Here is an 11386-nt window from a genome sequence, read left to right as displayed (position 1 = left end):
TGTACGACTCGACACATAGTTAACACTTTATACCGGACACATACTTTACAGTTTTTGGCATAGGAGGGACCACTCTATGCCGTGGAATGAAAGTACGAAGATGGATGAAAAGCTACGTTTTGTGTCTCGTTACCTCGATGGCGAGAAAATTACTACCCTGTGCCAGGAGTTTGGCATCTCCAGAGTGACTGGCCATAAGATCATTGATCGTTATAAAGACAGTGGTTTAGAAGCCTTTACCGATCGATCAAGAAGGCCTTTTAGACAAGCCAACCGGCTGCCCTTCCAGGTTGAGCAATTGATTGTGAACCTGAAAAAAGAGTTCCCGACCTGGGGCGCTCCTAAACTGCGAGACCGCATCCATACTCACTACCCCGAGCTGTCTTTGCCAGCCAAGAGTACGGTACATGCAGTTCTCGATCGCCATGGTCTAGTGAAGAAGAAACGGATGCGCCGCCATCCCAAGCTTACCGGGACCAACTTATCCGATCTCAAAGAGCCCAATGCTCTGTGGTGCGTCGATTACAAGGGCGAATTTATGCTGGGTAACAAGCAATATTGTTACCCCTTAACCGTAACGGACTACGCCTCTCGCTTTTTGATTTGCTGTGAAGGTTTAGAGAGTACTCGTGAAGCGCAGGCCTTTACCGTCTTTGAGCAACTCTTTAAAGAGTATGGGCTACCGGGCAGTATCCGCTCAGACAACGGCGTACCGTTTGCGTGCGCTAATGCGCTTTATGGCCTGAGCAGTTTGTCAGTGTGGTGGTTGCGCTTGGGTATTGGCATTGAGCGCATTAAGCCCGGTAATCCCCAGCAAAATGGTCGCCATGAACGCATGCATTTAACACTCAAGCAAGCCACGACTAAACCGCCAGCCAAAACGATGTTGCAACAACAAGATAAGTTCGAAGACTTTATCCATGAGTACAACTATGAGCGTCCCCATCAAGCACTAGAGATGAAAAAACCGGCACAACTCTATACCCCCTCGACTCGAATATATGAAGGATTGCCAGATGTCAGTTATCCCTTCCATGATAAGACGGTCACGGTGACCAACTGTGGACGCATCTGCCTTGATGGTAAGAAGATTCACTTTAGTACGGTGTTCGCTGGTCATGACGTGGGCCTGCGGCAAGTCGAGGACGACGTATGGTTAGTGAGCTTTATGGATTACGATATGGCTTACTTTGATATGGAGTCTTCAAGGGTACAAGCCCTAGAAAACCCATTTGGTCCCAAAGTATTGGGGATGTGATTGGTAAATGTGTAAACCATGTGGTCGGTACCGGACGTAAAGCATGTGTCCGGTACGTACCCTAAACAAATTGGCGGAGCGGACGGGACTCGAACCCGCGACCCTCGGCGTGACAGGCCGATATTCTAACCAACTGAACTACCGCTCCAATTACATCGCATGCTACTTGTGTCACTTCTTACAACTCACAACTAGCCAAAAATTTTGGCGTCCCCAGGGGGATTCGAACCCCCGTACTCACCGTGAAAGGGTGATGTCCTAGGCCTCTAGACGATGGGGACCTGGACTACTACTCAAACTAATGCTGTCATTCTAAATGCTTGGTGGAGATAAGCGGGATCGAACCGCTGACCTCTTGCATGCCATGCAAGCGCTCTCCCAGCTGAGCTATACCCCCGTAATCTCGTTAAAACTCTACAAGACACTCAAAACAATCCAAGATTTTAGCCTATTTTTATAAGGGGAGGCAAGTTCTGGTTTAGACAACCTTGGAAAGCCTTGCTATCGCCTCATTCTTGCCCATAACCAATAAGACAGAATCAATGGCTGGCGTCTGTGTAGTGGCAAATAAAGCGTAACGCACGGGCATTGCTAATGCTGGCATTTTGATCTGATGCTTAGTTAAAACTTCTTTAAAAGCTGCTCCATAAGCCGCTTTCGTATGTTCTGCAGATTGAATCGCTTCAATCAAATCCTTCAGGGCGGGAATGATTTCAGCTGGGATATTTTCTGCAATTTGTTCACTCGTATGAGCAGGTGCCGGTAAATAGAATAGCTTTGCACCTTCTGCAATTTCAATCAGCGTATTGGCGCGATCTTTGAGGAGTGCAACTACTTGCACAAAGTCTGGGCCATTTTCTGTATCGATACCGAGTTCATGTGCAAATGGCTTAGTTGCTTGCGCTAGTTTTTCTGGATCTGCGTTCTGAATATATTGATGATTTAACCAAAGCAGTTTTTCTGGATTGTGTTGAGCCGGTGATCGACCAAGGCTGCCTAAGTCAAACCAATTGACAAACTGCTCTTTAGTAAAAACCTCTGCATCGCCATGTGACCAACCTAGTCTTGCTAGGTAATTCAGAATAGCTTCAGGCAGGTAGCCTGCTTTTTGATAATCACGCACACTCATAGCACCGTTACGCTTACTCATTTTTTCACCAGAGTCGTTCAGGACTGTTGGTAAGTGGGCATATACCGGTGGCGTACCACCAAGTGCTTTCATGATGTTAATTTGGCGTGGCGTGTTGTTGACATGGTCATCGCCACGAATCACATGAGTGATGTTCATATCAAGATCATCAACTACAACACAAAAGTTATAGGTTGGCGTGCCATCAGGACGGGCAATCACCAAATCATCCAGCTCATCATTACTGATTTCGATCTTGCCTTTCACTGCATCATCCCAAATCACGGATCCACCAATAGGATTCTTGAACCGAATCACTGGTAGAACGCCCTCTGGTATTGCTGGCAAAGTTTTGCCCGGCTCAGGACGCCATTGGCCGTTATAGCGCGGCTTTTCTTTATTGGCCATTTGTTGGTCACGAAGCTTATTGAGCTCTGCTTCGCTCATGTAGCAAGGGTAAGCAAGGCCAGCATCGAGCATCTGCTTCACCACCGCACGATAACGATCAATGCGCTGCATTTGATAAATTGGGCCTTCGTCTAAATCTAGGCCAAGCCATGCCATACCTTCAATAATGACGTCGACAGCTTCCTGTGTGGAGCGCTCTACATCGGTATCCTCAATACGCAAAATAAAGTCGCCTTGGTTGTGGCGAGCAAAAGCCCAGGGATATAAAGCGCTGCGAAGGTTGCCCAAGTGAATAAAGCCCGTTGGACTGGGGGCGAAACGTGTTCTTATATGCATAAGTAACATTATCTCAGGTCAGCTTTAGATTTGATTATTTGGTACTCTGATCATCAAAAAAGTGGATACTTTCACTTATGAATGAATTACTTGTATTTATGTGTGATGGCGCCCCGGTCCGTGGGGAAATTGTTTCCATTAGCAGTGCCTGGCAGTCCGTCTTAGAGCGCCGTAATGATCCTCCGGTGGTCAGACGGATCTTGGGTGATTTTGTGGGTGCAGCGACTCTGTTAAGCGCTAGCCTTAAATTTGATGGGACTTTGATTATTCAGGCCCAAAGTAAGGGCCCTATTCAGCTTCTCGTGGTGGAATGCAAGTCCGACCTGACCATGCGAGCCACTGTAAAGCTATCCGTAGATCCCGCCAGCATCGATCCCAATGCCACTCTAGGTGAATTGCTGGATGCGGACAATACTGGGCGTCTAGTAATCACTCTAGATCCATCAGACCGTCAACCTGGTCAACCGCCCTACCAAGGGATCGTGGCTCTTCAGGAGCACCGCGGTACAGTCATTAAGCCCGTTACCAGCGCTGCCGAAGCTATTGCCCTGTACATGCAAAACTCAGAACAATTAGATACCCGCATCTGGCTAGCATCCAATGACACCCATGTTGGAGGATTGCTGTTACAGCGGTTACCAGATTCAGGGGGTCATGCCCATCTTGATCCTCAACTTGCGGCTGAAGGGTGGACCAGAATTCAGACGCTGGGTGAGACGATTACAAATGAAGAGCTGCTGACACTTTCACCGCAAACTATCCTCCGTCGCCTCTTTTTAGAAGAGTCGGCAGAAAGCGGTGTCCGAAGTTTCCCGTCTCGCCCTGTTCGCTTTAGCTGCCGCTGTTCACGCACCAAGGTGGCCGATATTCTTAGAATGCTGGGCGAAGAAGAAGTTGAAAGCATTCTTGCAGAGCAAGGCGCTGTAGAAACAGAGTGTGATTTTTGTGCAAAAGCTTATCGCTTTGATGCGGTTGATTGTAGGCAGGTCTTTAAAACAGATTTATTAGCAGATGCTACAAGACCACCCTCTAGCGGACATTAAGCGATATTTATTGCCTCGTTGTTGATGGCTTTACGCCATCCGCAGCATTGGAGGCAGACTTTTCGGTAGGCAGGATTTGCACAAAGAACTCCCCTTCTTTCAGCATGCCGTGCTCAACACGAGCCCGCTCTTCAATCGCTCGGGTACCATCTTTTAAGTCCTTAACGTCGCCAGTCAGTTTGGCATTACGCAAACTCAGAAGACTGTTTTTAGCCTGTTGCAACTCAAGCTGTTTCTCCATCTCGTATACCTTCAGCCATCCACCCTTACCCAACCAAAGTGGGTACTGTATTGCGATCAACAATAACAGCATTGAGTAAATGACAATTCTCATAAACTAAAAACTAGTCAATGGTTAGCGTTTGAGGTTATAAAAAACAGACTTACCTGGGTAAGTCGCAACATCACCCAAGTCTTCTTCTATACGTAACAACTGGTTGTACTTGGCAATTCGATCGGAGCGAGACAAAGAGCCGGTCTTAATTTGGCCGGCATTTGTACCAACAGCAATATCCGCAATGGTGCTGTCTTCTGTTTCACCGGAGCGATGGGAAATAACTGCCGTGTAATTGGCACGCTTAGCCATTTCAATCGCAGCAAAGGTCTCAGTTAAAGTGCCAATTTGATTAATCTTGATCAAGATGGAATTAGCAATACCTTTCTCAATGCCCTCCTTGAGAATACGAGTATTGGTAACGAAGAGATCATCACCAACCAATTGGATCTTCTTGCCCAATTTTTGAGTAATATCAGCCCATCCATCCCAGTCGCTCTCATGCATGCCGTCCTCAATCGATACGATTGGGAATTGGTCAGCCAAGTTACCAAGATAATCTGAAAATTCGCTTGAGCTAAGTTGTAAACCCTCTCCAGACAGGTGGTATTTACCATCTTTATAGAATTCACTAGCAGCGCAATCCAGGGCAAGTAAAACATCTTCACCAGCTTGGTAACCAGCGCCCTCAATCGCTTTCATAATGGTCTGTAAGCACTCTTGATTGCTCTTGAAGTTCGGTGCAAAGCCGCCTTCATCTCCAACGGTAGTTGGCATACCTTGAGCACCTAGAATCTTCTTCAATTCATGGAAGATTTCAGCGCCACAACGCAAGGCTTCGCGGAAGCTTTGCGCCCCCACTGGCATCACCATAAATTCCTGAATATCTAGACTGTTATTTGCGTGAGCACCCCCATTCACGATATTCATCATGGGGACCGGCAATTGCATGCCGCCTGAGCCACCAAAATAGCGATACAAAGGTAAGCCAGCTTCCTCTGCGGCAGCGCGTGCTACGGCCATAGAAACAGCCAAGGTTGCATTTGCACCTAAGCGTGCTTTGTTATGAGTTCCATCTAGTTCAATTAAGGTGTGATCAAGGAATGCTTGTTCGCTAGCATCAAGACCGAGAATAGATTCAGCAATCTCAATATTAATATTTTGTACAGCCTTGAGAACACCCTTGCCTAAATAACGCGCCTGATCTCCATCACGTAGTTCAATAGCTTCACGTGAACCAGTCGATGCACCTGAAGGCACAGCTGCACGGCCCATTACGCCAGACTCAAGTAATACATCGCATTCAACTGTGGGATTGCCGCGTGAATCTAAAACTTCTCTACCGATGATGTCAACAATGGCGCTCATGCACCTTCTCCTAAATTAAATAAATATGGGGTCTTACTTAAAGCTATCTTCTAAAAATGATCCGGGCTTTTTCACAACAGAGTCAATTGCAACTAAAGACTCAAGTAATTCCTTCATGCGGTTCAAAGGTACAGCATTTGGGCCATCAGAAAGTGCTTTTGCAGGATCTGGGTGCGTCTCCATAAATAAGCCGCTGATGCCAACTGCAACAGCAGCACGAGCCAGTACGGGAACAAATTCACGTTGGCCACCACTGGCGTTGCCTTGACCACCAGGAAGCTGTACCGAATGGGTGGCATCAAATACAACCGGAGCTTTTGCTTCACGCAAAATAGCCAAACTGCGCATATCAGAAACTAAGTTGTTGTAACCAAATGAAGCGCCACGCTCGCAAACCATAAACTGATCAGGTAAGTTCGCTTCTTTAGCAGCTGCACGTGCTTTGTCAATCACATTGAGCATTTCATGAGGGGATAAAAATTGACCCTTCTTGAAATTCACTGGCTTGCCACTTTGAGCGCATGCGCGAATGAAATCCGTTTGTCTGCACAAGAAGGCTGGCGTTTGAAGCACATCCACTACTTTAGATACTGGCGCAATTTCGCTGATGTCATGAATGTCAGTCAATACCGGAACACCAATCTCGCGCTTAACTCGAGCCAGAATTTCCAGACCCTTTTCCATGCCTAGGCCACGAAAAGAAGTTCCAGAGGAGCGATTAGCTTTGTCAAAAGAGGACTTGTAGATAAATGGAATACCTAGAGCAGCAGTAATCTCTTTTAGTTCACCTGCGATGTCTAAGGCTGATTGCTCAGACTCAATCACGCAAGGACCCGCAATCAAAAAGAAGCGATGGTCTAAGCCAACATCAAAACCGCATAACTTAAATGCACTCATGTATTTCTCCTAGGCAACTTGCTTTTCGGTTGCAGCTTGATGAACTAATGATGCATTAATAAATGCGGAAAATAATGGGTGGCCATCACGCGGTGTCGAGGTGAACTCTGGATGGAACTGCACACCAAAGAACCAAGGGTGCATAGAATTGGGTAACTCCATCATTTCTGGCAAGGACTCATTTGGAGTTCTAGCGGAAATAATTAAGCCAGCCTTCTCCAGGCGAGGAACGTAAATATTATTTACTTCATAGCGATGTCGATGCCGTTCATTTACTTCGGCACCATAGATCTTGTGAGCTAGAGTGCCAGCCTTGACGGGACAACGCTGGGAACCTAAGCGCATTGTTCCACCCAGATCCGAATCATTAGTGCGCTTCTCAACTCGACCTTCGCGATCAACCCATTCTGTAATCAAAGCAACAACCGGACTCTCGGTTTCAGGGTCAAACTCAGTGCTGTTAGCATGAGCAATGTTAGCAACATGGCGAGCAAATTCGATTACAGCTAACTGCATTCCTAAGCAAATGCCAAGATATGGAACATTATTTTCGCGGGCATAACGAATGGCAGCAATCTTTCCTTCGGTGCCACGCTTACCAAAGCCGCCTGGAACCAATATCGCATCTAAACTGTGCAGGCAATCAACACCATCTTTTTCAATCACTTCAGAATCTATGTAGTTGATGTTGACACGAGTGTGATTATGAATTCCAGCATGGCGCAATGCCTCGATCAATGACTTATAAGACTCGGTTAACTCAACATACTTGCCAACCATGCCAATGGTGACTTCGTGCTGTGGGTTAGCCAGTTCGTAAACTAGGTTTGCCCAAACGGATAGGTCTGCTGGTTTAGCTTGAATATCTAATTCACGACAAATCAAGTCATCCATACCTTGCGCTTGTAGCATCTCTGGAATTTTGTAGATTGTGTCAACATCCCAAACTGAGATTACGGCCTCTTCACGTACATTTGAGAACAGAGAAATCTTGGCGCGCTCATCTTCTGGAATTGGGCGATCTGCACGGCACAACAGTACCGTCGGCATGATGCCTATTTCTCGCAGCTTTTGTACTGAGTGCTGCGTGGGTTTTGTCTTCAATTCCCCTGCACTAGCAATATAGGGAACTAAAGTAAGGTGAACAAATGCGCAACTGTGCTTTGGCAGACGAATACTCATTTGGCGAGCGGCCTCTAGAAACGGCAAGGACTCGATATCGCCAACAGTTCCACCGATTTCACAGATTGCAATGTCGGCCTGACCATCGTGACTCGCTTTGGCGCCCCGCTCTACGAAGGCCTGTATCTCATTCGTAATATGTGGAATCACTTGGACAGTTTTACCAAGGTACTCTCCACGCCGCTCTTTACTGATTACTGACTCATAGATCTGGCCAGTTGTGAAGTTGTTACTCTTGCGCATTTTTGCAGAAACAAAGCGCTCGTAATGCCCAAGATCAAGGTCGGTTTCGGCGCCATCTTCGGTAACAAAAACTTCACCATGCTGAAGTGGGCTCATTGTCCCCGGGTCAACGTTGATATAAGGGTCTAATTTTAGGAGGGTGACTTTCAGGCCGCGGGATTCAAGAATCGCGGCAAGCGAGGCAGCTGCAATTCCTTTCCCTAAAGAAGAAACCACACCACCAGTGACAAAAACGTATTTGGTCATCGCTTAAGCTCTGTTGGAAAAAGTAATTATAACGATAGCGACTGAGCCATTAAAAATTCTTGGCAGGCTCAAAGAGCAAGTGGATAGATATCAGTTATTAAGTCAAAGTCAGGCTTTTAGGCTTATGTTTGTATAAATCGGAATTATTTGAAGCATCTTCGAGCTCAAGAAACTCCGCCCTTCCTCCGCTCAACATTTCTCAAATTGAGTCCAAAATAGTCAGATAGACTCTAAATTGCCTAAATTTTAAGCAATTTTTGGCAATTTTGATCATTAAGTCTTATATAAGACATGATTTAGCAATTACAATAGACTCATTAAGGGACACACCCCGCTTAGTCTTACTGTTGATAACTCTTACCCAATAGGAAACACGATGCTAGAAGCCTACAACGCTCAAGTTGCCGAACGCGCAGCCCTTGGAATTCCAGCCCTCCCCCTGACTAAAGATCAAACTGCTGAATTAGTGGGTTTGCTTAAAAATCCTCCAAAGGGTAAGGAAACAGAGTTAGTAGAACTCATTACTAATCGAGTACCAGCTGGAGTGGATGAAGCGGCTAAAGTGAAAGCCGAGTTTTTAGATGCTATCGCCAAGGGAGTCGAGAAGTCACCACTGATTTCACGCATCAAGGCAACTGAACTCTTGGGGACCATGCTGGGTGGTTACAACATTAAACCTTTGGTTGAATTGTTATCAGATTCTGAGTGTGCAGCAAGTGCAGCAGCGGCATTAAAAAAGACTTTATTGATGTTTGACTACTTCCATGATGTTCAGGAATTGGCAGAAAAAGGCAATGTGCAGGCTAAGGCAGTCATGCAAAGCTGGGCTGATGCCGAATGGTTTACAAGCCGCACAGCTGTTCCAGAAAGCATGAAGCTCACCGTATTTAAAGTTACCGGCGAAACTAATACCGATGATTTGTCACCTGCACCAGACGCATGGAGCCGTCCAGACATTCCGTTGCATGCAACCATTATGTTGAAGAACCCACGTCCAGGTATTGAGCCAGATGAGGTTGGTGTGCGTGGCCCCATGAAACAAATTGAAGCACTCCAGAAAAAAGGCAATCAAATTGCCTATGTTGGAGACGTAGTGGGTACAGGATCTTCACGCAAATCCGCAACGAATTCTGTGTTGTGGTGGACCGGTCAAGATATCCCATTTGTTCCAAACAAGCGCTTTGGTGGCGTTTGCTTAGGGGCGAAGATTGCCCCGATCTTCTTTAATACGATGGAAGATGCTGGTGCATTGCCTGTTGAGCTTGATGTTTCTGATATGAATATGGGCGACGAAATTGAGCTACGTCCATATGAAGGCAAGGCATTTAAAAACGGGAAAGAAATTGCCTCTTTCTCATTGAAGTCCCCAGTTATCTTGGATGAAGTTCGTGCAGGTGGACGCATTCCTTTGATTGTCGGTCGCGGCCTTACTGCCAAAGCCCGCGCCGCACTTGGCTTACCAGCCTCTACAGAATTCCGTATTCCAGTTAGCCCTCCAGACAACAAAAAAGGGTTTAGCTTGGCTCAGAAGATGGTCGGTCGTGCATGTGGCCTACCTGAGGGTCAAGGCGTTCGCCCAGGTACTTATTGTGAGCCACACATGACTACCGTAGGTTCACAAGACACCACTGGCCCAATGACCCGTGATGAATTAAAAGATCTTGCTTGCCTAGGATTCTCCGCTGATTTAGTCATGCAATCATTCTGTCACACCTCTGCTTATCCAAAACCAGTAGATATTCGTACTCACCATGAATTACCAGCGTTCATGACTAACCGCGGTGGCGTATCTTTACGCCCAGGTGATGGCGTGATTCACAGTTGGTTAAATCGTCTACTAATGCCAGATACTTGTGGAACTGGTGGCGATAGCCATACTCGTTTTCCTATCGGGATCTCCTTCCCTGCTGGCTCTGGCTTAGTTGCTTTTGCTGCCGCCACTGGCGTAATGCCTTTGGATATGCCTGAGTCTGTATTGATACGCTTTAAAGGCAAGATGCAACCTGGTATTACATTGCGCGACATGGTCAATGCAATTCCTTTGTATGCGATCAAAAAAGGTTTATTAACGGTTGAGAAGCAAGGTAAGAAAAATATTTTCTCTGGCCGTATTCTAGAGATTGAAGGTTTGCCTGACCTGAAGGTTGAGCAAGCATTTGAATTATCAGATGCCTCGGCTGAACGTTCTGCTGGCGGTTGTGCCGTTCAATTAAGCAAAGAGCCAATCATTGAATACATGCGCTCCAATATCACCTTAATGAAGTGGATGATCGCTAATGGCTACGAAGATAAGCGTACTTTAGGTCGTCGTATTAAAGCAATGGAAGCTTGGATTGCTAAACCTGAGTTGCTCAAGGCTGATGCTGATGCAGACTATGCTGAGATTATCGAAATTGATATGAGCGAAATTAAAGAGCCTATCTTGGCCTGCCCTAACGACCCGGATGACGTGAAGTTCTTATCCGAAGTATCTGGCGAGAAAATTGATGAGGTATTTATTGGTTCATGCATGACTAATATTGGGCACTTCCGTGCGGCAGGACAAGTTCTTCAGGGCAAAAAAGATATGCCTACGCGTCTTTGGGTTGCGCCACCAACCAAAATGGATCAAATGATTCTGACCGAGGAAGGTTATTACGGGATTCTTGGTGCCACTGGTGCTCGTATGGAAACCCCAGGCTGCTCACTCTGCATGGGTAATCAGGCGCAGATCCGCAAAGGCTCAACAGCAGTTTCTACCTCGACGCGTAACTTCCCGAACCGCTTGGGTATTGATACTCGTGTCTATTTAGCTTCTGCCGAGCTTTCAGCTGTTGCCGCACTCTTGGGTCGTCTACCAACTCCGCAAGAATATTTCGAGCAAGTGGAATCCTTGAATGCTAAGGCTGGTGAAGTCTATAAGTACATGAACTTTGACAAGATTAAGTCATTTAGCGATGTTGCTGACACAGTGACAATTTAAGTCAAATCAGCCCTGAACCTAAGGGCAACAAAAAGGCGAT

At 46.4% G+C, this 11386-nt stretch carries 8 protein-coding genes and 3 tRNA genes; 3 read left to right on the top strand and 8 right to left on the bottom strand.

Going from position 1 to position 11386, the window contains the following annotated elements; translation table 11 throughout:
* Positions 1-76 precede the first annotated feature (76 nt).
* On the top strand, positions 77-1258 hold the full coding sequence (locus tag ICN27_RS05280; protein WP_216268528.1) for an integrase core domain-containing protein: 1182 nt from the start codon (positions 77-79) through the stop codon (positions 1256-1258).
* Positions 1259-1329: 71 nt separating this feature from the next.
* Here ICN27_RS05280 and ICN27_RS05275 read toward each other — a convergent pair.
* The 4 genes from ICN27_RS05275 to gltX all read right to left on the bottom strand — a co-directional run bounded on the left by ICN27_RS05275 (position 1330) and on the right by gltX (position 3140).
* Positions 1330-1406 (bottom strand) — tRNA-Asp (locus ICN27_RS05275).
* A gap of 57 nt (positions 1407-1463) precedes the next feature.
* A tRNA-Glu gene (locus ICN27_RS05270) sits at positions 1464-1539 on the bottom strand.
* A 40-nt stretch (positions 1540-1579) separates the two neighbouring features.
* Positions 1580-1655 (bottom strand) — tRNA-Ala (locus ICN27_RS05265).
* Positions 1656-1736: 81 nt separating this feature from the next.
* On the bottom strand, positions 1737-3140 hold the full coding sequence (gltX, locus tag ICN27_RS05260; protein ID WP_216269204.1) for a glutamate--tRNA ligase: 1404 nt from the start codon (positions 3138-3140) through the stop codon (positions 1737-1739).
* 68 nt (positions 3141-3208) lie between these two features.
* Between gltX and ICN27_RS05255 the strand changes: the two genes are divergently transcribed.
* On the top strand, positions 3209-4174 hold the full coding sequence (locus tag ICN27_RS05255) for an Hsp33 family molecular chaperone HslO (protein ID WP_216269203.1): 966 nt from the start codon (positions 3209-3211) through the stop codon (positions 4172-4174).
* Positions 4175-4181: 7 nt separating this feature from the next.
* Here the strand turns inward: ICN27_RS05255 and ftsB are convergent, their stop codons facing one another.
* Genes ftsB through ICN27_RS05235 form a run of 4 tightly spaced genes read right to left on the bottom strand, consistent with a single transcriptional unit; the run spans position 4182 to position 8384 of the window.
* Complete coding sequence (gene ftsB / locus ICN27_RS05250; protein WP_215310226.1) at positions 4182-4508, bottom strand: cell division protein FtsB; 327 nt, start codon at positions 4506-4508, stop codon at positions 4182-4184.
* Between the two features lie 21 nt (positions 4509-4529).
* Positions 4530-5816: a phosphopyruvate hydratase gene (eno, locus tag ICN27_RS05245; RefSeq protein WP_215310225.1), complete on the bottom strand. Its 1287-nt coding sequence runs from the start codon at positions 5814-5816 to the stop codon at positions 4530-4532.
* Positions 5817-5849: 33 nt separating this feature from the next.
* Positions 5850-6713: a 3-deoxy-8-phosphooctulonate synthase gene (gene kdsA, locus ICN27_RS05240; RefSeq protein ID WP_215310224.1), complete on the bottom strand. Its 864-nt coding sequence runs from the start codon at positions 6711-6713 to the stop codon at positions 5850-5852.
* Positions 6714-6722: 9 nt separating this feature from the next.
* The gene (locus tag ICN27_RS05235; RefSeq protein WP_216269202.1) at positions 6723-8384 is read right to left on the bottom strand and encodes a CTP synthase; all 1662 of its coding nucleotides are present in this window, start codon (positions 8382-8384) and stop codon (positions 6723-6725) included.
* Between the two features lie 376 nt (positions 8385-8760).
* On the opposite strand from ICN27_RS05235, the gene ICN27_RS05230 reads away from it, so the two are divergent.
* Positions 8761-11346: a bifunctional aconitate hydratase 2/2-methylisocitrate dehydratase gene (locus ICN27_RS05230; RefSeq protein WP_216269201.1), complete on the top strand. Its 2586-nt coding sequence runs from the start codon at positions 8761-8763 to the stop codon at positions 11344-11346.
* The last annotated feature ends 40 nt before the right edge of the window (positions 11347-11386 follow it).

Origin of the sequence: Polynucleobacter sp. Nonnen-W13 (assembly GCF_018881735.1) — a bacterium.
GTDB lineage: Bacteria > Pseudomonadota > Gammaproteobacteria > Burkholderiales > Burkholderiaceae > Polynucleobacter.
Note: the sequence above shows the minus strand (reverse complement) of the source record. Positions and strands in the feature narration are given on the sequence as shown.

What these genes read in the sequence shown, in the direction of transcription:
- ICN27_RS05280 (WP_216268528.1), top strand. Translation starts at nt 77, where the DNA reads ATGCCGTGGAATGAAAGTACGAAGATGGATGAAAAGCTACGTTTTGTG.
- gltX (WP_216269204.1), bottom strand. Translation starts at nt 3,140, where the DNA reads ATGTTACTTATGCATATAAGAACACGTTTCGCCCCCAGTCCAACGGGC.
- ICN27_RS05255 (WP_216269203.1), top strand. Translation starts at nt 3,209, where the DNA reads ATGAATGAATTACTTGTATTTATGTGTGATGGCGCCCCGGTCCGTGGG.
- ftsB (WP_215310226.1), bottom strand. Translation starts at nt 4,508, where the DNA reads ATGAGAATTGTCATTTACTCAATGCTGTTATTGTTGATCGCAATACAG.
- eno (WP_215310225.1), bottom strand. Translation starts at nt 5,816, where the DNA reads ATGAGCGCCATTGTTGACATCATCGGTAGAGAAGTTTTAGATTCACGC.
- kdsA (WP_215310224.1), bottom strand. Translation starts at nt 6,713, where the DNA reads ATGAGTGCATTTAAGTTATGCGGTTTTGATGTTGGCTTAGACCATCGC.
- ICN27_RS05235 (WP_216269202.1), bottom strand. Translation starts at nt 8,384, where the DNA reads ATGACCAAATACGTTTTTGTCACTGGTGGTGTGGTTTCTTCTTTAGGG.
- ICN27_RS05230 (WP_216269201.1), top strand. Translation starts at nt 8,761, where the DNA reads ATGCTAGAAGCCTACAACGCTCAAGTTGCCGAACGCGCAGCCCTTGGA.